This is a genomic window from Rhizobium sp. BR 362, assembly GCF_036528765.1.
Taxonomy (GTDB): domain Bacteria; phylum Pseudomonadota; class Alphaproteobacteria; order Rhizobiales; family Rhizobiaceae; genus Rhizobium.
The window spans coordinates 93,575-113,677 of sequence record NZ_JARWGH010000013.1; the positions used below are offsets into that span (position 1 = coordinate 93,575).

Below are 20,103 nucleotides of genomic sequence, written 5' to 3' on the forward strand. Positions count from 1 at the left end.
CCGCTCCGTCATCGCCGGTATTTGAAGTCCGGTATGTCCTCCTTTTCGTATTCAGTTTCCAGGGGACACACTTATGACCAGCATCGTAACCAACAATTCCGCTATGGCCGCTCTGCAGACCCTGCGCGGCATCAGCAACAACCTGCAGAACACGCAGGACGCCGTTTCTTCCGGCCTTCGCATCTCCAAGGCTTCCGACAACGCCGCCTATTGGTCGATCGCCACCTCGATGAAGTCCGACGACAGCGCTATCGGCGCCGTCTCCGACGCCCTCGGCCTCGGTGCCGCCAAGGTCGACACGGCATCTACCGCCGTCAGCAGCTCGATCGACATCGTCGGTCAGATCAAGGACAAGCTCGTCACCGCCATGGAAGGCTCGGTCGACAAGGGCCAGGTCCAGGAAGAAATCGGCCAGCTGCAGGAGCAGTTGCAGAGCGTTGCTCAGTCCGCCTCGTTCAACGGCGAAAACTGGGTCATGGCTGCCAGCGGCGACTCCGCCTCGGTCGTTTCGTCCTTCATTCGCGGCACCAACGGCACCGTTTCGGTCAGCACGACGTCCTACGCGTTCAACACCGGCGCAACGGGCAATGTTCTGTTCGGTTCGAATTCCGGCTCGATCGATACTTCTTCGGGCATTCTCGGCACCGTGGACAGCACGGTCGGCGCTTCGGTCTTCAGCCTCGATATTTCCAGCATGACCTCCGGCCAGATCTCCAGCGCTCTCAACATGGTTCAGACCGCTCTGAACTCCATGACGAGCATGGGTTCGAAGCTCGGCTCGATCTCCAGCCGTATCGATCTGCAGACGACCTTCGCTTCGTCGCTCTCTGACTCGATCGAATCGGGTGTTGGCAAGCTCGTCGACGCCGACATGGAACAGGAATCGAGCAAGCTCTCTGCTCTGCAGACGCAGCAGCAGCTGGCTATCCAGTCGCTCTCGATCGCCAACTCCTCCACGCAGTCGATCCTGTCGCTGTTCCGTTAAGAAGAACGACTGGCGCCCGGCGCCAGCCGAAATTTCTAAACACCAAGTTAACCGCGCCTGCATAAGGCGCGGTTTTTTTTATGTTTTCGGATCGGGATCGGTTCAGGTTTTCTTAACCATATTGCTGTTTTCTAACACCATTGAAACGGCGAGTTAACCTTAACAGATTGGTTAACAGGCATGATGCTGAGTGCCGTTACCGGTTTTTAGGTCCGGAATGTCCCTTATTTAACCGCTGCCAAAGGGGCAAAATATTATGACGAGCATCCTTACCAACAACGCTGCAATGTCCGCTCTGCAGACCCTGCGCGGCATTAACAATGACTTGCAGACCACTCAGAATGCCGTTTCTTCCGGCCTGCGCATCTCCAAGGCTTCCGACAACGCCGCCTATTGGTCGATCGGCACGACGATGAAGTCCGACGACAGCGCTATCGGCGCCGTCTCCGACGCCCTCGGCCTCGGTGCCGCCAAGGTCGACACGGCAACCACCGCAGTCACGAGCGCCCTCGACATCGTCAGCCAGATCAAGTCCAAGCTCGTCACCGCCATGGAAGGCTCGGTCGACAAGGGTCAGGTCCAGGAAGAAATCGGCCAGCTGCAGCAGCAGCTGGAAAGCGTCGCTCAGTCCGCCTCGTTCAACGGCGAAAACTGGGTCGTGGCTGCCGCCAACGACTCCGCCTCGGTCGTTTCCTCCTTCATCCGCGGCACCAACGGCACCGTTTCGGTCAGCACGACGTCCTACGCATTCAACACCGGCGCAACGGGCAACGTTCTGTTCGGCTCGAATTCCGGCTCGATCGATACGTCTTCGGGCATTCTCGGCACCGTGGACAGCACGGTCGGCGCTTCGGTCTTCAGCCTCGACATCACCGGCATGACCGGCGGCCAGATCTCCAGCGCCCTGAACATGGTTCAGACCGCTCTGAACTCCATGACCAGCATGGGTTCGCGTCTCGGCTCGATCTCGACCCGTATCGACCTGCAGACGTCTTTCGCTTCGTCGCTGTCAGACTCGATCGAATCGGGTGTTGGCAAGCTGATCGATGCCGACATGGAACAGGAATCGAGCAAGCTCTCTGCTCTGCAGACGCAGCAGCAACTGGCCGTCCAGTCGCTCTCGATCGCCAACTCCTCTTCGCAGAACATCCTGTCGCTGTTCCGTTAATAGGAAGAGCCGGCGCTCGGCGCCGGCTGAAATTCGAAACAAAAGATTTACCGCGCCTTCCCAAGAGGCGCGGTTTTGTTTTTCGGGGTGCCTTTACCCAATTGGCACTCTCCCCGAGCAAGTTTGCTCAGGAGGCGTTCGGCCCTGCACCGGCCATCCTGCTGCGCACCACATCGATGAAGCCATCGAACAGCTTGCGCATGGCAACCTGCTTATAGGGATAGATGGTGGGGCTATCCATGTTGTGGACGACCATCGCCACGTCGAGTTCAAACACCAGCAGACGTCCGTCGGGAAGTTCCGCGCAGTCGATACCGAAATAATCGAGGCCTATGTGCCGATAGAGAGCCGCGAAACTCTCCTGGTGGCGGATCGCAAAATCCGTGTCGAAATTCTCCATCCAAGCCTCTTCGACAGCGCGCTTGGCCGGGCTTTCCGCCATGCCGGCGCTGAGATAATGCACGATCCAATGCTCGGAGAGCGCCATATGGCTGGCGAAAGCCTTCCCGCCGATGAATACAATGCGCTGCTTGTTGTAGAGGCCGTCCGGTCCGCGAAAATCGATGAAGGGTGCCACATAGAGCTCGGGAGCCGGCTGCGTGACAATCCATGCGGACAGTTCCGAGTTGTCGGCAATGCGTTCCATTCCGTTGCCGGCATGGGTGCTGATTGGGCGAACCACGAGCGGAAACGAGAGCCCCGGTGCGCATTCATCCAGGGTTTTTATGCCGGCGCCGATAGCAATGAGGTCTCCGCGCGGTATGCGATATGTGCTCGGCGATAAAATGGAGGGCTCATTGGCAAGCATGCCGCTAACGCCATCGCGGGTCAGCCGACTGATCAGTTCCGGATCGTTGTTCATGATCGGGCCGCTAAAATCGGCCAGCAGCTTCTGCATCCGTTCAAGCACGGGGGCATTTTCCGTCGATTCGCCGATCGCCATGAATGCAACGTCGTGATCCGGCAAGTCCGCGAGCGCGGTCGTTTCGGTATCCACATAATGCAGCCAAAGCACGCAGTTGCTGTCCGCCAGCAGGAAATCCAGCGGCGTGTTCGCCATGAAGTTGCCCGGCGTAACGAAAGCCAGCAGCCGAGGTCCCGATCCATTCCCATGGACGACGCAAAAATTGCGGCTCAGATCCACCGCGCCGCGCAGGACTTGTTGAGCTTCCTCGGAACGGCCAAGCGTCTGCAGGATCGTCGCCAGATCGAAAATCGCCGCCGCATCCGTGCCGTCGGCCCCGACGCATTGCATCAGCTCGTTCCAGAGCGGCGTCACATCGGCGCCGGCATAGATGAGCGACACGATCCTCTGCATGCCCAGAATTCGGTTGGCGCCACCGATTTCATCAGGGGCGCGATCGGCCACGAGGCCGGATGTCATCAGCATGGGAGCAAATCCTGTCGAGAACCGAGTTTCAGAACCCCGTCAATCAGCGCGTCGATATCCGCCTGCCGCGTGCGATGATTGACGATTGCGGCGCGGATTGCCGGTTGTCCGTTGAAGTGGGTGAGGGAAGGGGCAACGCGCCCTTCGCCGTGGAGATGTTCGATGATCCGTGCATTGACCTGCGGCGGCGCATCACCGCCGGGGCCGACATAGGCAAAGCAGACGATGTTGAGCGCGACCGGCGCGAGGAGCCGCAAGGCGGGCTCCCGTTCGATCCGGCACGCCAGACCGCGTGCCAGAGCACAGTTGGCAGCCATCGAATCCCCCAAAGCCTTGAGGCCATAGGTCTTGAGGGTGAACCAGGTTTTGAGTGCGCGGAAGCCACGTGACAGGTCCGGGCCATAGTCGCAAGGCCACCAGTCGCCGCCGGCCAGGCCAGAGGCCGCACGGCTGAGATACGCGGCTTCCGAGGCAAACCTCTGACGCTGCCATGCGCTGTCCCGCACCAGCAGGAAGCCTGCGTCGTATGGCACCTGACCCCATTTGTGGAAATCGAACGCGAGCGAATCGCAGGATTGGATGCCGGTGAACAGATGCGCCAGATCATCGCAGAGGATGCCCAAGGCCCCCAGCGCGCCGTCGACGTGAAAATGCAGGTCATGGGCGTCGGCGATACCGCGCAAGGCGGTGAGGTCGTCAACTGCTCCAGTATTCACCGTCCCCGCGCTTCCGATGAGCAGGAAGGGCGTATGTCCCGCCTTCTTGTCGCGCACGATCGCAGCTTCGAGAGCCGAAATATCGATCTGCCCCGCCGCATTGACCGGGATACGCCTGAGCTGATCGCTGCCGATGCCAGACATTTCAAAGGCGCGCGGCACGCAGCCATGCACTTCGCTCGATGCGTAGCCCACCAATCGTTGCTCGTTCGACAGGCCTTTTGCACGGACATCGGTACCGAGTTTTCTACCGAGCGCGAGCAGGACGGCGACGAAATTTGCCTGCGAGGCGCCGGTCAGAAACAGGCCGCCGGCGGTATCGGGAAATGAAAATATTTGCCGCGTCCATCGGATGATCTGACGCTCGACCTCGATCGGCATATGGTCGCGCCCGCCGAGATTGGCGTTCAGGCCACCGGCCAGCATCTCCGCCAACATGCCGGCGGCCGTTCCGCCGCCCTGCACCCAGCCCATGAATCCCGGGTGGATATTGCCGCTGCCATAGGGGAGGATGTTGTCGCGGAATATAGCATGGACATCCGCCATAGCAGTCGGTTCGACCGGCAGCGGCGCGTCGAACAGAGCGCGCGCAGGCGACGGGGCCGGTTGCCAGACGGGCTTTTCGGAGAGCGTTGCCAAATGGTCGAGCATGTCGTCCAACATCTGGTGACCCTGCTTGCGCAGGGTATGCCAGTCGTCGGGGTCGAGGCTTGTTCGTTGAGGAGATCCATCCCACGGCAATTCGCCGTCTTGCAAACTTAACATGCCGATCCCGCATTGGCTGAATTGTCGACGTCGCGATCACCGTTTCTGGCGGGATAGTCAGCCGATCGTAACAATCTTACGCCGCCCAAGGTGGCGCGAAGCTGACCTGATGTGCCGCCAGCCTTTCGGGATATATGATTTTGTTAACTTTCCGGTTTTGCCGTTAACCTTTTATTAAGCCTAATGTTGTCATCTGCGGCTAACGCAACGGTTGGTTAACTTCTCCTAAGAGCCGGTTAACAGGCATGACGCTGACTGCCGTTCCCGGCCGAAGACCGGAATGTCCCTTCCAATTTCAGCCACAAGGGGCACTTCTCCATGACCAGCATTTTGACCAACGATGCGGCAATGTCTGCTCTCCAGACTCTGCGCTCGATCAACAACAATCTGGAAGACACCCAAAACCGCGTATCCTCCGGCTATCGCGTCGCCAAGGCCGCCGACAACGCAGCCTATTGGTCGATCGCGACCACCATGCGTTCCGACAACAGCGCGCTTTCGGCCGTCTCCGACGCTCTGGGTCTCGGCGCCGCCAAGGTCGACACCGCCTATACGGCAATGGACAATTCCATCGATGTCGTCCAGCAGATCAAGGACAAGCTTGTTGCGGCAACGGAAAACAGCGTCGACAAGTCGGATGTTCAGGAGGAAATTTCGCAGCTTCAGCAGCAGCTTGAGAGCATCGCGCAGTCTGCTTCCTTCTCCGGGCAGAACTGGATGATCGGAGCCAATGGGGCCTCCGCATCGGTCGTCTCCTCCTTCGTCCGCAACAACGACGGCACGGTCGAAGTCAACAGCACCAGCTATTCGTTCGACACGGGATCGCAAGGCAATGTGATGTTCGGCGCCAATGCCGACGGCACGATCGATACGAGCTCGGGTATCCTCGGCACCACGCAGGATATCAACGGCACCGGGTATTCTGTCTTCAGCCTCGACATTACCAACATGACGAGCGGCGACATTTCCCAGGCGATGAACCTGGTGCAGTCGGCTCTCAACGCGATGACGAGCACCGCTTCGCAGCTCGGCTCGCTGTCGACCCGCATCGACCTGCAGACAAGCTTCGTTTCTACACTGAGCGACACGATCGACTCCGGCGTCGGCAAGCTTGTCGATGCGAATATGGAAGAGGAATCGAGCAAGCTCTCGGCGCTGCAGACACAGCAACAATTGGCGATCCAGTCGCTCCAGATCGCCAACAACAGTGCCCAGAACGTCCTGGCGCTCTTCAAGTGAGCCTTGACCGGGGCTTACGCTAGAAAAGCGCGGCGGCATTTCTCTCTTGCCGCCGCGCGTAAGCTTTTGTTAACGTTCCGGGGTACTGATTTGCAGTATCTGCGCAGAGCCCCGGTGTCCAACCGATTTCGTTGGAGCCGCAGGGCTTTATCTAGCGACGGGCCGCGTTGGGATCATTCCCGCTGGCGGGCATGAGGCCGTTCGTTGCTGCCGGATCGGTCCGGTCTGCCGTTCCCAATAGAATTACGGATTTTCCGATGAGCAATGTGACGACAAACCCCGCCTCTTTGGCCGCGTTGACCGTATTGCGCGGCGTCAACAAAGATCTTGGTGTCGTGCAGGAACAGGTTTCGTCTGGGTATCGCGTCGAGAACGCGAGCGACGATCCGACCTATTGGTCGATGTCGAAGACCATGCAATCGGACCAGAGCAGTCTTTCAACCATCAGCGACGCGCTCGGCCTCGGCGCCTCGAAGGTCGATACCGCCTCCACCGCCATGGATTCGGTCGTCGATCTCGTGACCCAGATCCAGGCCAAACTGGTTTCGGCCAAGGAGCCCGGCACCGACAAGACCGCTGTCAATGCGGACATTCAGCAGCTCAAGGACCAGTTGCAGTCGGTCACGCAATCCGCGTCCTTCTCCGGTGAGAACTGGCTCTACAACGCCGATGCGCAGCCCGATACCGAGCAATCCGTCATCAGCAATTTTACGCGTAGTTCGAGCGGCCAAGTCAATCTTGTAACGATCAATTACGACAGCTCGCAAACCTTGATGATCGACACCTCTGATGCGAGCCGTGGGCTGCTGACGAAGGACATCGACGCCAGCACGTTCGATAGCTCCGATGGAACGTCGACGTCCCGCAATTACTATCTCCTTGCTGCAGATTCCGGTACGCCGCCCTCCGACGGCACCGAAATTTCCATTTCCGACAGCACGACCGACGATCAACTCACCGATATGATCAACGTCACGAATTCGATCCTGAAGCAGGTGACGTCAGCGGATTCGACGCTGGGCGTGATGAAATCCCGTATCGACGATCAGTCCGACTACATTTCCAAGCTCAGCGACGCCATTAAGACCAGTGTCGGCAATCTGGTCGATACCAACATGGAAGAGGCATCCGCGCGCCAAAGCGCACTGCAGACGGCACAGCAGATGGGCATTCAGGCGCTGTCGATCGCCAACACCATGTCGAGCAAGATGTTGATCCTGCTTCAGGCAAAGTGATTCCGGGTCGGCGCGGCCGAGAGGCTCGCGCCTGCCGCATTCATCCTCGCACAAGTTTGACCCCCTACGGTCCATCGCAATGGCATGGCTGCGCGCGCAAAGCATGGCCGCAGGACGGAAACCGGAAGCGTGATGATCGACGTTTTGAGCATGGAAATTCAAGGGGCCTGTCGGGAAATCAGTTCGCGGCCTTCTGCGGATGAAAAGGGGAGGATGTCAGTATGAGCCCGACACTGTCCCGCTATCTCAAAGATTTCAGCGAGCCGCCGCCGTCCCCTGCAATGCCGGACATGCCGTTCGAAGAGACTTTGGACTTCCCGGAAACGCCGGCAGCGCCGATGATCGATATCGAGGCGGAGCGCCGCGAAGCTTATGCGCAGGGCCACGAAGCCGCGACGCAGGAACTCGAGCAAAAGCATCAGGCCGAGTTGGCGACGATCGCCGAAACACATCGCGGCGAGATGGACGCCTTGCGCGCCCGGTATGAGGAGCGCGCGGCCGAGAAGATTGTCAACGGATTGACGCAGCTCGCTACGACGCTCGGGCAGGCGATCAGCGCGGAGGCTGCTGTCGCACTCGCGCCGATCATGACCGAAGCGCTGACGGCGAGAGCCGTCGCCGACCTCGCTGAACGGGTGACGGCGGCAATTCTCGATGGCGCGGCAGGCCCGATTACCGTCAGCGGCCCGCGTCATCTCTTCGAAGCTCTGCATGCCAGCATCGGCCAAAATGGCGTTTTGCTGCGCCACACGGAGGCTCGCGATGTTGATCTCACCGTAACGATCGGAGAGAGCGTTCTCGTCACCCGAATGTCTGCCTGGGCCGCTAGTCTGAAAGAGATTCTGAAATGAGCGACGGCGATCAAAACCAGGCCAAACACGAGATCATCATCGTCAAGCGGCATGGCGGCGGCGATCATGAAGGTGGCCATGGCGGCGCATGGAAAATCGCCTATGCCGACTTCATGACGGCGATGATGGCCTTCTTTCTGGTGATGTGGCTGGTGAATGCCGCAAACGAAGAGACGAAGGCCTCCGTCGCCTCCTATTTCAACCCGATCAAGCTTGCTGACGAAAAGCCGACGGAAAAGGGACTGAAGAAGCCCGTCGACAAGGCGGACGGGCAGAAGAACCAGGCGAAGTCGAAGAACAAGGAAGACAATCCGAACGACGGCAAGTCCGCCAATTCTGGTGAGGACCAGACTTCGACGTCGGGCGATCAGACCAATTATTCCGAAGCCGATTTCTTCGAGAATCCATATTCGGTTCTGGCTGAAATCGCTCAGCAGGTCGGTCAGCAGGCCAATGTCAGCGCCAAGGGTGAGGGGGGCGCTGCCCAGTCGGGTCCCGCCACCGGCGCGGATGGCGGCCAGGCCTATCGCGATCCCTTCGATCCGGATTTCTGGACGAAGCAGGTTCAGGTCTCCAGCGCCTCGAAGAAGGCGGACGAAGAACAGTCCGCAAAATCCGACCAGTCCCCGAAGGGCGAAGTGATTGCCCTTTCCAAGGCGACCGCCGCCGATTCCGGCCAGCCGGCCACCGAGCCGCAAAACCCGGAGGAGCAGCCGACGCTGAGCGATCAGCAGGCGTCGCCGGACCAGAAAACCCTTGATAAGGACCAGCAGAACAAACAGGCTGAAAAGCAGACGGCGAACCAGCAAAGCGCCAGCGCCGCCGCCGCTGAACAAAACGATGCTTCGACAGGCGAAGGCACTACTGCCGCGGCGCAGAACAAGGACGTCGCGCCGACGAAAGATCAGCAGCAGGACGCCAAGGACCTGCAGCAGGCTATCGAGAAGCAGATCAGCGGCGTTGCCGGTCAGCTTGCCGAAGGTCTTCAGGTCACGCCGGCAGAGGGCGGTCTGCTCGTGACGATTTCCGATCAGACCAACGACCCGATGTTCAACATCGGCTCGGCCGTTCCACGTCAGGAGATGGTGCTGGCGATGGCCAAGATCGGCAAGGTTCTCGCGGACCGCAAAGGTTCGATCCTAATCCGCGGCCATACCGACGGGCGTCCCTATATGGTCGACGGCCACAATGACAATTGGCGCCTGTCGCTCGACCGCGCCCAGAGCGCCTATTATATGCTCGTCAACGGCGGACTGGACGAGAAGCGGATTGCGCAGGTTTCGGGTTTTGCCGACCGCCGGCTGAAGCTGCCTGACGATCCCTTCAACGACGCCAACCGCCGCATCGAGATCCTGATTCAGGGTGCTTCGAACCAAGCCGCCAAGAGCGAGACCGATGGCGGCAATCAGGAGCCGATTAAACCGGCGCAGGGTAAGCCGAGCCAAGGCAAGCAGGGTAAACAGGGCCAAGGCAAGCCGAGCCAAGGCAAACAGGGATAGTCCATGGCGCGCCTTCAGCATCATCATCGCCTCGCGCTCGCTTTGACCCTCGGCATGTTCATGCCGGGGATCGCGGGTGCCGAGGGGCCGGACAACCTGCCGCCCTACAAGATGCTGCGCTCGCTTGAATTCATTCAGGACTCCGTGGTGGCGGGCGACAGTTCGGCCGGCGAGATGCAGCGTTTCATGCTGTCGACCATCGACGAACGCCTGCGCACCGCCGACAAATCCGCCTTCGACGACAGCCGCGACGTCGATGCCGCATTGATCTACGCGATGAGCGGCGGCAATCCCGCTACGCTCGAATATCTAATGTCGCGCGACCTCAACGGAAATTTCGACAATCGCGTTGCCGACGTGTTGAGGAAATATCTGAACGGCAAAGGGCTGCTGGTGGTCAACACGCTCGCCGATATTGCCAAGGAATATCGCGACAAAAAGATCGGCCCTTACCTTTCGCTGGTTGCCGGCAACGTTATGTCCGCCAAAAATCCCAAGGCGGCGCTGAAGTTTTATGACTGGGCTCGTTTGACGTCGCCGGGCACCATCGTCGAGGAATCGGCGCTGCGTCGCTCCCTTGCTCTGTGCGCCGACACCAATATGGTGCCGCAGGGTCTCGACTATGCGCAGCGCTACACGAGGCGCTTTCTGCATTCGCCCTATGCCAGCCAATTCGCCAATCTCTTCGTGCAGCTCGTCGTCGATCATGACGGCGAGCTCAAGCAGCAGGATATCGTCGATATCCTCGCCTTCATGGATCCGCCGAGGCAGCGGGAAATCTATCTGCGAATGGCCCGCCGCGCCGCGATCGCCGGCAAGGCCGATCTTGCCGCGCTCGCCGCCGGTCGCGCCCAAGCCATTTCCAATGACGGTGGCGATGCGTTCGGCGCTCTGGCGGGCTTTTATGGCGGCGTTGCCGGCGTGTCGACGCCCGATTTGGGGGCGGCGGTGCGCAACATCGACCAGATGCCGGCCGGCGAATTGAACGCGCAGGATCGCGCTCTGCGCGAGGCCGCCAAGGTGGTGGCGGACGAAATCCTGCGTGCGCCGGACGCGACAAGCCTGACGCAAGTCTCACCTCTTAATCTGCCTAATCAAGAAAATACTGAACACGATGCTGCTGTGACGAACCAACCTGGGGCCAAGTCCCCTGGCACGGCGGGTGTTGAGGAGGGAGCCCCGGCAAAGGCGGCTCACGCCCCGGAGGAAGAGAGGCAGGAGGCCGACTCTTCATTCAACGCATTCGTCACGACGAGCCGCTCGAAGCTTGATGCCATCGACGGCCTGTTGAAGCAGGAAAGTCATTGATCATGATGGATATCGGTATCGCCAGTGCCCCACCCGGGGCCGATCTGGTTGCTGTTGCCAAAGGCGGGCGTTCGGCCAAGCAGGATGACGGTGATGGCAAAGGGTTTCTGGATGCACTGACCAGTTCGCGCGGCAACGGGCGAAAATCCGACGCGACCGCTCCGGATGATACGGACACGACCGATGCGGCGACCGGGACCGATACCGGTGCCGACGCAGATGCGGATACGGTAAAAAATTCGGCAGGCGATCCGACGGCGACCACACCGGCCACACCGCCGCCCATGGATGACAGCAGCATCGGAGCCGGCATGATCGATCCGTCCGCCTCCAACATCGCCGCTCTCGCCGAGCTGGCCAAAGGCTCCAAGCAGCCTGGCGTTGCCAAGTTCCCGCAGGGAGCGGCTGCGTCCAACCTTTCCAAATCGCTGGTGGATCTCCAAACGCCGGCTGAGGCCGATACAGCGCCTGCCGATAAGGCTGAGGCGACCGATCCGGCCAGCAATGCGGATGCAACCGATATTCTGGGTCAAACACAGGCCCAGACCTCGGATCAGCTCGATAATATTGCGCAGCAACTGGCGGACGTGATTGCCGGCAATCAGCCGGTGCAAGGCAATGGCGACGGCAAGACGCAAGCGCCGGCGCCGGGCAAGACAAGCAAGACGACGTCAACAGACGATGACGGTAAGGCTTCGGCGACGCAAAGCACCCAGTCCGGCGGTGCGGCCTCAGACGCGCTGTCGCTTCTGAATGTGCCGCAGGCGGCGGCCGGTGCGGTCGCTGCCGCACCGCAGAACGCGGCGAATGTGTTCGCCGGCGCTGACGGAAAAACTCAGGCGGAGCCGGATCAGCCCTTGCCGAAACTCGCCGATGTGACGTTGAAGAATGCATCGGCGAATGCCACGGACGCCGACACAACGCCTTCTTCCGTTGCCGACGCTACAGCCACCGCGCAGACCTTCCGGCTGGTGCGCGCCGATGGCCGCGGCGGCGCGCTCGACATGTCGATCAGCAAAACGAGCAGCGACGACACGGCACAGGTCGACGTCAAGGCATCAAGCGGCGGCAATGCGGAGACCGTTACCGTGCTCGATTCTCGCCGCTACCTCGGTCTTGCGGCCAATTCCAACGCGGCGCTCGTCACAAGCGCCATGGCGGGAGACGGTGAGTGGTCGGGTGCGATGCAGCCGGCTTCGGCGCTCTCCAACGCGGCGAGCTGGACAAGCACCGGCAAGGTCGTCAATACGCTCAAAATCCAACTGCATCCCAACGATCTCGGCCAAGTCACCGCCACCATGCGCCTCTCTGGCGACCAGTTGAGTGTCGATCTCAAAGTGCAGACCAGCGAGGCCTATCGGCAGCTTCACGCCGATCAGAGCCACATGGTCGACGCGTTGCGCGCCCAAGGCTATCAGGTCGACAATATCACCGTGACCTTGGCCTCGAACGCAGATCAGCAATCGGATAGCGGCAGGCAATCCGGCTTTCAGGGGCAGTCCCAACAGCAATCCCTGTTGAACCAGGGGCAGGGTGGGGACGCACGACCCAGGGGGCAGAGCTATTCAGGACAGCAGGCAAATGGCAATGACGGCAATCGCGGTTCGAGCGAACGTGGCACGGAAGATGGCGCTGCTGGCACTGCTCAGCGCCTGCGCTCTGGCGACGTTTACCTCTGACGCTTTTGCCTCCGCGAACGGCGCCTCGCCGAACAACGGCGCCGCTGGCCTGTGCGAGCGCGAAATCCAGTCGGCTGCGGCGAAATTCGGAATACCGGAAGGCATCCTCTATTCGGTCGGTTTGACAGAGACCGGACGCAAGGGCTCGCTTTATGCTTATGCCCTCAACATCGAAGGCAAGCCGGTTTTCCCGCCATCCGAAGGCGCCGCCCTGCAGACCTTTGTTGCGGCAAAACAGAGCGGCGCGAAGCTGATCGACATCGGTTGCATGCAGATCAACCAGTATTTTCACGGCGAAAATTTCGCCTCCGTTGCCGATATGTTCGACCCGCATCGCAATGTCGAATATGCCGCCAAGTTCCTCCGCGACCTCCATGACAGGCATGAAACCTGGACGATGGCGGTAGCACGATACCACGCCGGCCCGAACAACGACCCCGCCCAGAAGGTCTATGTCTGCCGTGTCATCGCCAATCTGGTCGCCACCGGATATGGAAAATGGACGCCCAACGCGGCGACCTTCTGCCAGAATTGATCTAACCGAAAGTTGTATCTGGCTTTTCGTGCGTGGCCGCTAACCTATTTGGCATGGTTGACAACATGCGGATCGCCTGAATTACATATATTCATAATATACTAACTAACCAATTTTTTATCGGTGTAAAACACAAGGTACCCACTACATATAGTGCAAATCGGCCCCCAAATCTTAATCAATTGTTAATTCCCGTCACTCATTTCCGACAGTTGTTCGTGATTCGCCCGATTCGTACCCATAGTTCATCGAAACACCACACTGATTCGGAGGCGGACGAATGATCGTAGTGGTTGATGAGCGAGAGCTCGTTAAGGATGGTTACACTTCTCTCTTTGGGCGCGAGGGCATCCCGTCGACGGGGTTCGATCCCCGGGAATTCGGCGAATGGGTCACGACCGCTGCGGACGGCGATATTGCCGCTGTCGAAGCATTTCTGATCGGACAGGGACAGCATGTGCACGAATTGCCCCGGGCAATTCGCGACCGGTCGGTAGCTCCCGTCATCGCCGTCAGCGATCAACCCTCGTTGGAATCGACGCTGGCGCTCTTCGACTGCGGAGTCGACGATGTCGTGCGCAAGCCGGTGCATCCTCGCGAGATCCTTGCCCGTGCGGCTGCGATCCGCCGGAGGCTGAAGGCGATCACCAGCTACACCGACATCGGCCCGATACGCGTCTTCGCCGACGGCCGTGATCCGGAAATCAACGGCGAAGTCTTCGCCCTGCCGCGGCGCGAGCGTCGCATTCTGGAATATTTGATTGCCAATCGCGGCCGCCGGGTCACCAAGACGCAGATCTTCAACGCGATCTACGGCATCTTCGACGAGGAAGTCGAAGAAAACGTCGTCGAAAGCCATATCTCCAAGCTGCGCAAGAAGTTGCGCAAGAAGCTCGGTTTCGATCCCGTCGATTCCAAGCGCTTCCTTGGCTACTGCATCGATTGGAATTGATGCACCGACCGGGATTTGGCGTAGCAACGCTTGAACCCCGCGTGTAATTCCCTCCCAGAATTTCTCCCAATTCCCAGAATTATACGCGGGCTCTCCGAACATCGATCCCGGTGTTCGGACGCGAAGGTGCGCCAACTCTTACGCTTACTGCGACCTTGAGCGCTCCTATGAACGCGTCGCAGCAATCTCCGAAAAGCTGCATCATGATGACCGGCTTTTCCTCTTTTCAGACAGCTTCACGCAAGGCCCGCCCCATACTCTCAGCCTTACGAGGAAAACGAGGATTCCAGATGAGCATTTTCGGCAGCATGAAAACCGCGGTTTCAGGGATGAACGCCCAGGCGAACCGTTTGGGTACCGTTTCTGACAACATCGCCAACTCCAGCACGACCGGCTACAAAGAAGCATCGACGAGCTTTTCCTCCCTCGTCCTGCCTTCCTCGGCCGGCAGCTACAGTTCCGGCGGCGTCCAGACGTCTGTGCACCGCGCGATCTCGCAGCAGGGCAACATATCCTACACCACTTCGAGCACTGACCTCGCAATCCAGGGCGACGGCTTCTTCGTCGTCCAGAGTTCGGCCGGACAGACGTTTCTAAGCCGCTCCGGCGACTTTTCGGCAGACTCCTCGGGCAATCTCGTCAATTCCGCCGGCTTTACGCTGATGGGCTATCCCGCAGACTCCTCCGGGACGGCTTCTGTGGTCGTCAACGGCTTCAGCGGCTTGGAGCCGGTCAATGTCAGCCAGAACGGCGTTACTGCCATCGCCACGACGACTGGCGAGATGTCAGGCAACCTTAACTCCAATGCAGACATCGCGACCAGCAGCTCCACGGGTTATCTGCCGTCCGAAAATTTGGCGCCGGTAACCGACGACACGAGCAAGGCCTCGATCACCGGTTATGACAGCCAGGGCAATGCCGTCACCTTCGACGTCTACTATACCAAGACAGCGGATAACACGTGGGATGTAACGGTCTACAATAAGGCAGACCTGGTGTCCGATCCGACGTCGGGCACTGCACTTTATAGCAGTGATCCGGTCGGTAGCACGGAGCTGGATTTTGACGATAACGGCGATTTAACATCAGGTGGATCGTTCGATCTCAGCTACACCAGCGGATCGACGACTCAAACCATCTCGATGGATTTCACCGGTTTCACTCAGGTCGCCACTGACTTCAATGCCACGGGCAAAATGAACGGTCAGGCTCCGAACCCGGTAACAAGCGTCACGATCGGCAAGGACGGGACGGTCAATGCTGTCTACAAGGACAGCTCCACCAAGGCTCTCTATCGTATCCCGCTCGCCACGGTGGCAAGCCCCGACAATCTGACGCTGGAGAGCGGCAACGTCTATTCGGCCAACGGCGACTCGGGCGTTACGGTGACCGGTTTCCCGCAGACCGGCGGCTTTGGCTATATTCAGTCCGGCGCGCTGGAAGAATCCAACGTCGACCTTGCGACCGAACTGACGAACATGATCGAGGCGCAGAAAAGCTACACTGCGAATTCCAAGGTGTTCCAAGCCGGTTCCGACCTTCTGGACGTTCTCGTCAACCTGCAACGTTAATAAGTACGATAGGGTACCGAGCCAGCCATGTCGCTCACCACAGCACTCAATAACGCGCAAGCGATATTCAACAATACCGGCACGCAGAGCAGTGTCGTATCGAACAATATCGCCAACGCCGGCAATGCGGATTATACCCGTCGCCAGGCGATGTTGACGACGGACATGACTGGCGCCCAGGTCGTAAAGATCGCCCGCGCCGACGAGCCATCCTTGCAGAAAGCGTTCCTGGGCAGCACGTCTGACGATGCTGCTCAGCAGCGCCTGCTGAAGGGTTACGAGGATATTCAATCCGGAACGATCGGCGGCAATGACAACGAGATCGCGCCGGCCACCTACCTTGCCGCCCTGCAGACGGCAATGCAGACCTTTGCCGGTTCGCCGGCCAGCACCACCGCAGCGCAATCGGCCGTCAACGCCGCCCAGGATCTTGCAAATTCCCTGAACAACGCCACCACGGCCGTTAATGGAATCCGCGCCGATGCCGACAAGGAAATCAGCTCGGACGTCGATTCGCTGAACAGCTTGCTCGCGCAGTTCGAACAGGCGAACGATGCGGTCAAGACCGCGACGGCAACCGCCGGCCCCACGTCCTCTGCGCTCTCGGATGCGACGGACCAGCGCGACGCGGTCCTGAAACAGATTTCGCAGATCGTCGGCGTCACCACGGTTACGCGCTCGAACGGCGACATGGCACTCTATACCAGCGGCGGCACGACGCTGTTCGAGACGATACCGCGTAAGGTGACCTTCACGTCGACGAATTCCTACACGGATGGCACCGTCGGCAACAGTGTTTATATCGATGGTGTGGCACTCGATCCCGGTGAGGGTGCGGATACGACGGCCCAGGGCAGTCTTCAGGCCGCCCTTCAGGTTCGCGACGATGTTGCCCCGACCTACCAGAAGCAGCTCGACGAAATCGCACGCGGCCTTGTGTCGATGTTTTCTGAGAAGAACCAGACCGACTCCACTCAAGATCCGTTGCCCGGCCTTTTCACCTGGAGTGGCGGTACCGTAGAGACCGATGCCACCGCCGTTGCTGGCATGGCCGGTACGATTGCGGTCAATCCCGCATTGATCACTTCGCAGGGCGGCGATCCCACCCTTTTGCGGGATGGTGGCATCAACGGTTCCGACTATGTCGTCAACAGCAGTGGCGACAGCGGCTATTCCGATCTGCTCGACTCCTACGTCACCGGCTTTGACACGAAGATGGACTTCGACGCCGATGCCGGCTCCGACACGACGGCCAGCATCATGAATTACGCGTCCGATTCTATCGGCTGGCTGGAAGATCAGCGCAGCTCCGCAAATTCGGCGGCGGAAAATACCTCGGCGGCGCTGTCTCGGTCATCCGAAGTCTATTCGAACGAGACCGGGGTTAACCTCGACGAAGAGCTGACGCTGATGATGGATATCGAGCAATCCTACAAGGCGGGAACGAAGATATTGAACGCCGTGAACGAGATGCTTCAATCGGTACTGGATATTGCGAGCTAAGCCATGAAACTTTCCTTCATTTCAAGCGCAGCCATTCAGAACGCTATGCGCCAGACGATCCGTCAGTCGCAGAATGAGATGACGGATGCTTCGACAGAAGCGACGACTGGTGTCTATGCCGATATCGGCGTCGCGCTGGGCAGCAACACCGCGCTCAGCGTCAATCTCACGCGGGAAGTGACGCGCATCGATTCCCTGCTCAGCAGCAACTCGATCGCCGACCAGCGCATGTCGTCCTCGCAGACGGCTTTGAGCGATATGTCGTCCCAGGCCCAGAAACTGATGGACCAACTGGTGGCGCTGCGCGGCAACACCGATGGCAGCAGCGTATCCCTGACGCAGCAGACGGCGAGTGCGACGCTTTCGAGCTTCCTCTCCGATGCCAATACCATGGTCAACGGCGAGTATCTTTTCGCCGGCACGAATACCGACGTGCAGCCGATGACCGACTACACCGCCGACGCAACGACGTCCATCCAGGCGGCGTTGGAGCAATATGCCACCGACAATGGCACGAGCGTCGACCAACTCACCGGCGACCAGATGACGGACTTCATCACCACCCAGGTCGAGCCGATGTTCACTTCGGACAGTGCATCGGCGCCGGACAACTGGGCAAGCTGGTCGGCCGCTTCGGATCAGAACATGTCGAGCCGCATCAGCAACTCGGAAGTGATCGATTCCTCGACCAACGCCAATGAACCCGGCATGCGCTACCTGGCGCTCGCAACCACCGTGGTCAATTCGTTGATGGATTCGAGTTTGGACCTCAGCCAGGACGCGCTGAACGCGGTCAACGACCAAGCCACCAGCTATACGCGTCAGGCGATCGATGGAATCAACGACCAGTCGAGCCAGCTTGGCCTGTCGCAATCGCGTCTCTCGGATGCGAACACATCGCTGAACGCCCAGAAAGACATCATTAACACTAATATCGGTGACCTTACCGGAGTCGATCCTTACGAGGCTTCGACCAAGGTCAACAGCCTCGAAACTCAGCTTGAGACGGCCTATACTATCGTCTCCAAGATACAGCAGCTGAGCCTTGTAAATTACCTTTGATGATCAAAGGGATGTAATGACCAGGAAGGATGCATGAATGTATCAGTTCTCATATGCGGAAGTCATGCAGGATGCGGTGGCCGACGCCAAGGAAAGAGAACGGCAAGTTCTGGACCGGTCGATAGCTCTTCTCTCTGCGGCCCGTGACAAGGGGAAGTACGGCCGCGAAGCAATCGAGGCGTTGTTCTACACAAGACGCGTCTGGATCAGCTTCATCGAGGATCTCAAAAGTCCGGAGAACCAGCTTAACGTCGAACTGCGCGCCAATCTGATCTCTATCGCAATCTGGATTTTGAAGGAATGCGACCGGATCCGCAGGCGCCAGTCTGAAAATTATCAAGGCATCATCGATGTCACCACCATCATCAGGGATGGACTTAAATGAAAAGTACGCTTCGCATATCGCTTAAAGCCGGGGAAAGAATTTTTATCAACGGGGCCGTGCTGCGCGTTGACCGCAAGGTTGCCCTCGAATTCCTGAATGATGTGACGTTCCTGCTCGAGAACCATGTTCTCCAGCCGGAGGATGCGACGACGCCGCTGCGCCAGCTCTACTTCATCGCGCAGATGATCCTCATCAATCCGGAAGGCAAGGAACAATCGACGGCAATGTTCCGCAAGTCGATCGTCATGCTGCTTTCGTGCTTCCGCAATGAGGAAGTGCTGGCCGAGCTGAAGCGCATCGACGGCCTCGTCGCGACGGGCCGCGCCTTCGATGCGTTGAAGGCGATCCGCGCTCTCTACCCGGTCGAAGACAGCATTCTCCACAGCCAGGAAATGCCGGCGGCGACCATCGAACACATTCGCCGGGAGATCGCGCCGTGGCGGTAGATGCGGTCACCAGCAGCACCAGTACCAGCACCTCTTCGAGCTCGGCGGCAGCGGCGTCGGCGAGCGCTACCCTGAATTATAACGACTTCCTCCAGCTCCTCATCGCCCAGATGAAGACGCAGGATCCGACCGATCCGATGGATGCCAGCCAGCAGATTTCGCAGCTCGCCAGCTTCTCTCAGGTCGAACAGCAGATCCAGACGAACTCACACCTGGAAACGGTGCTGCAGAACCAATGGATTTCGAATGCGTCCGACTATATCGGCAAGGAGATCCTGAGTGCCGACGGCACGGTGACCGGCACGATCAAGGAAGTAACCGTCTATTCGGACGGTATCATCGCAGAAACCGAGGCGGGCGACAAAGTCCTGCTGCAGGCCGGCGTTACCGTCGCTCCTTCGGGAACGACTATTGATGCGCCAACGTCAACGACGGATACTAGCAGCAGCGATTCGACGGATAGCACTGACTCGACCAGCGGCTCATGAGGAGCCGGCTGAACTAAAGGATGAAGATATCATGAATGAAGCCGATGCATTGGATATCTTCCAGGCGGCGATCTGGACAGTGCTCGTTTCCTCGGGCCCGGCCGTTCTCGCCGCGATGATCGTCGGCCTCGTCATCGCCTTGATCCAGGCGCTGACCCAGGTGCAGGAAGCCACATTGACCTTCGTGCCGAAGATCGTCGCGGTCATGGTGACGGTCGGCATCACGGCTCCCTTCGTCGGCTCGCAGATCTCGATCTTCACCAACCTCGTCTTTTCGAGAATTCAGTCGGGATTTTAGGACGATTGGGCATCGGCGCGAGGCCATT

At 59.2% G+C, this 20,103-nt stretch carries 19 protein-coding genes; 17 read left to right on the plus strand and 2 right to left on the minus strand.

All coding sequences use genetic code 11. The annotated features are described in order from the left end of the window. Positions 1–73 precede the first annotated feature (73 nt). On the plus strand, positions 74–985 hold the full coding sequence (locus QDY28_RS17885) for a flagellin N-terminal helical domain-containing protein (protein WP_331382999.1): 912 nt from the start codon (positions 74–76) through the stop codon (positions 983–985). A 256-nt stretch (positions 986–1,241) separates the two neighbouring features. Continuing rightward, positions 1,242–2,153: a flagellin N-terminal helical domain-containing protein gene (locus QDY28_RS17890; RefSeq protein ID WP_331383000.1), complete on the plus strand. Its 912-nt coding sequence runs from the start codon at positions 1,242–1,244 to the stop codon at positions 2,151–2,153. 127 nt (positions 2,154–2,280) lie between these two features. Here QDY28_RS17890 and QDY28_RS17895 read toward each other — a convergent pair whose 3' ends face one another. Continuing rightward, complete coding sequence (locus QDY28_RS17895) at positions 2,281–3,543, minus strand: ATP-grasp domain-containing protein (RefSeq protein WP_331383001.1); 1,263 nt, start codon at positions 3,541–3,543, stop codon at positions 2,281–2,283. Continuing rightward, positions 3,537–5,024 carry a pyridoxal phosphate-dependent decarboxylase family protein gene (locus tag QDY28_RS17900; RefSeq protein WP_331383002.1) on the minus strand — a complete coding sequence of 496 codons (1,488 nt, stop codon included), beginning with the start codon at positions 5,022–5,024 and terminating at the stop codon, positions 3,537–3,539. The genes QDY28_RS17895 and QDY28_RS17900 overlap by 7 nt, the downstream gene beginning before the upstream one ends. Before the next feature lie 318 nt (positions 5,025–5,342). Between QDY28_RS17900 and QDY28_RS17905 the strand changes: the two genes are divergently transcribed. The 15 genes from QDY28_RS17905 (at position 5,343) to fliQ (ending at position 20,075) form a co-directional block, all read left to right on the plus strand. Next, the gene (locus tag QDY28_RS17905; RefSeq protein ID WP_331383003.1) at positions 5,343–6,263 is read left to right on the plus strand and encodes a flagellin N-terminal helical domain-containing protein; all 921 of its coding nucleotides are present in this window, start codon (positions 5,343–5,345) and stop codon (positions 6,261–6,263) included. Positions 6,264–6,520: 257 nt separating this feature from the next. Then, positions 6,521–7,498, plus strand: coding sequence for a flagellin N-terminal helical domain-containing protein (locus QDY28_RS17910; RefSeq protein WP_331383004.1), 978 nt, complete (start codon positions 6,521–6,523; stop codon positions 7,496–7,498). 221 nt (positions 7,499–7,719) lie between these two features. After that, a complete protein-coding gene (locus QDY28_RS17915; protein ID WP_331383005.1) occupies positions 7,720–8,349 on the plus strand; it encodes a hypothetical protein in 630 nt (209 codons plus the stop codon). Further along, positions 8,346–9,848 (plus strand): MotB family protein, encoded by a 1,503-nt coding sequence (locus QDY28_RS17920; protein ID WP_331383006.1) that lies wholly within the window; start codon positions 8,346–8,348, stop codon positions 9,846–9,848. The genes QDY28_RS17915 and QDY28_RS17920 overlap by 4 nt, the downstream gene beginning before the upstream one ends. 3 nt (positions 9,849–9,851) lie before the next feature. Continuing rightward, positions 9,852–11,156 (plus strand): chemotaxis protein MotC, encoded by a 1,305-nt coding sequence (gene motC / locus QDY28_RS17925; RefSeq protein ID WP_331383007.1) that lies wholly within the window; start codon positions 9,852–9,854, stop codon positions 11,154–11,156. Between the two features lie 2 nt (positions 11,157–11,158). Then, positions 11,159–12,835, plus strand: coding sequence for a flagellar hook-length control protein FliK (gene fliK, locus QDY28_RS17930; protein WP_331383008.1), 1,677 nt, complete (start codon positions 11,159–11,161; stop codon positions 12,833–12,835). After that, a complete protein-coding gene (locus QDY28_RS17935) occupies positions 12,783–13,370 on the plus strand; it encodes a transglycosylase SLT domain-containing protein (protein ID WP_331383032.1) in 588 nt (195 codons plus the stop codon). Before fliK ends, QDY28_RS17935 begins: the two co-directional genes overlap by 53 nt. Before the next feature lie 280 nt (positions 13,371–13,650). Then, complete coding sequence (rem, locus tag QDY28_RS17940; RefSeq protein WP_331383009.1) at positions 13,651–14,322, plus strand: transcriptional activator Rem; 672 nt, start codon at positions 13,651–13,653, stop codon at positions 14,320–14,322. 290 nt (positions 14,323–14,612) lie between these two features. Then, positions 14,613–15,893, plus strand: a complete 1,281-nt coding sequence (locus tag QDY28_RS17945; protein ID WP_331383010.1) for a flagellar hook protein FlgE — start codon at positions 14,613–14,615, stop codon at positions 15,891–15,893. Between the two features lie 27 nt (positions 15,894–15,920). Beyond that, the gene (flgK, locus tag QDY28_RS17950) at positions 15,921–17,396 is read left to right on the plus strand and encodes a flagellar hook-associated protein FlgK (protein WP_331383011.1); all 1,476 of its coding nucleotides are present in this window, start codon (positions 15,921–15,923) and stop codon (positions 17,394–17,396) included. A 3-nt stretch (positions 17,397–17,399) separates the two neighbouring features. Next, positions 17,400–18,458, plus strand: coding sequence for a flagellar hook-associated family protein (locus QDY28_RS17955; RefSeq protein ID WP_331383012.1), 1,059 nt, complete (start codon positions 17,400–17,402; stop codon positions 18,456–18,458). Positions 18,459–18,495: 37 nt separating this feature from the next. Then, the gene (flaF, locus tag QDY28_RS17960; protein ID WP_028751223.1) at positions 18,496–18,843 is read left to right on the plus strand and encodes a flagellar biosynthesis regulator FlaF; all 348 of its coding nucleotides are present in this window, start codon (positions 18,496–18,498) and stop codon (positions 18,841–18,843) included. Further along, entirely contained in the window at positions 18,840–19,289 is a 450-nt protein-coding gene (gene flbT / locus QDY28_RS17965; protein ID WP_331383013.1) for a flagellar biosynthesis repressor FlbT, read from the plus strand. Before flaF ends, flbT begins: the two co-directional genes overlap by 4 nt. Further along, entirely contained in the window at positions 19,280–19,777 is a 498-nt protein-coding gene (flgD, locus tag QDY28_RS17970; protein ID WP_331383014.1) for a flagellar hook assembly protein FlgD, read from the plus strand. The genes flbT and flgD overlap by 10 nt, the downstream gene beginning before the upstream one ends. Positions 19,778–19,808: 31 nt before the next feature. Then, a complete protein-coding gene (fliQ, locus tag QDY28_RS17975) occupies positions 19,809–20,075 on the plus strand; it encodes a flagellar biosynthesis protein FliQ (protein WP_028751226.1) in 267 nt (88 codons plus the stop codon). The last annotated feature ends 28 nt before the right edge of the window (positions 20,076–20,103 follow it).

Coding starts and splice junctions, on each gene's coding strand:
- QDY28_RS17885 (WP_331382999.1), top strand. CDS start 74: ATGACCAGCATCGTAACCAACAATTCCGCTATGGCCGCTCTGCAGACC.
- QDY28_RS17890 (WP_331383000.1), top strand. CDS start 1,242: ATGACGAGCATCCTTACCAACAACGCTGCAATGTCCGCTCTGCAGACC.
- QDY28_RS17895 (WP_331383001.1), bottom strand. CDS start 3,543: ATGCTGATGACATCCGGCCTCGTGGCCGATCGCGCCCCTGATGAAATC.
- QDY28_RS17900 (WP_331383002.1), bottom strand. CDS start 5,024: ATGTTAAGTTTGCAAGACGGCGAATTGCCGTGGGATGGATCTCCTCAA.
- QDY28_RS17905 (WP_331383003.1), top strand. CDS start 5,343: ATGACCAGCATTTTGACCAACGATGCGGCAATGTCTGCTCTCCAGACT.
- QDY28_RS17910 (WP_331383004.1), top strand. CDS start 6,521: ATGAGCAATGTGACGACAAACCCCGCCTCTTTGGCCGCGTTGACCGTA.
- QDY28_RS17915 (WP_331383005.1), top strand. CDS start 7,720: ATGAGCCCGACACTGTCCCGCTATCTCAAAGATTTCAGCGAGCCGCCG.
- QDY28_RS17920 (WP_331383006.1), top strand. CDS start 8,346: ATGAGCGACGGCGATCAAAACCAGGCCAAACACGAGATCATCATCGTC.
- motC (WP_331383007.1), top strand. CDS start 9,852: ATGGCGCGCCTTCAGCATCATCATCGCCTCGCGCTCGCTTTGACCCTC.
- fliK (WP_331383008.1), top strand. CDS start 11,159: ATGATGGATATCGGTATCGCCAGTGCCCCACCCGGGGCCGATCTGGTT.
- QDY28_RS17935 (WP_331383032.1), top strand. CDS start 12,783: ATGGCGCTGCTGGCACTGCTCAGCGCCTGCGCTCTGGCGACGTTTACC.
- rem (WP_331383009.1), top strand. CDS start 13,651: ATGATCGTAGTGGTTGATGAGCGAGAGCTCGTTAAGGATGGTTACACT.
- QDY28_RS17945 (WP_331383010.1), top strand. CDS start 14,613: ATGAGCATTTTCGGCAGCATGAAAACCGCGGTTTCAGGGATGAACGCC.
- flgK (WP_331383011.1), top strand. CDS start 15,921: ATGTCGCTCACCACAGCACTCAATAACGCGCAAGCGATATTCAACAAT.
- QDY28_RS17955 (WP_331383012.1), top strand. CDS start 17,400: ATGAAACTTTCCTTCATTTCAAGCGCAGCCATTCAGAACGCTATGCGC.
- flaF (WP_028751223.1), top strand. CDS start 18,496: ATGTATCAGTTCTCATATGCGGAAGTCATGCAGGATGCGGTGGCCGAC.
- flbT (WP_331383013.1), top strand. CDS start 18,840: ATGAAAAGTACGCTTCGCATATCGCTTAAAGCCGGGGAAAGAATTTTT.
- fliQ (WP_028751226.1), top strand. CDS start 19,809: ATGAATGAAGCCGATGCATTGGATATCTTCCAGGCGGCGATCTGGACA.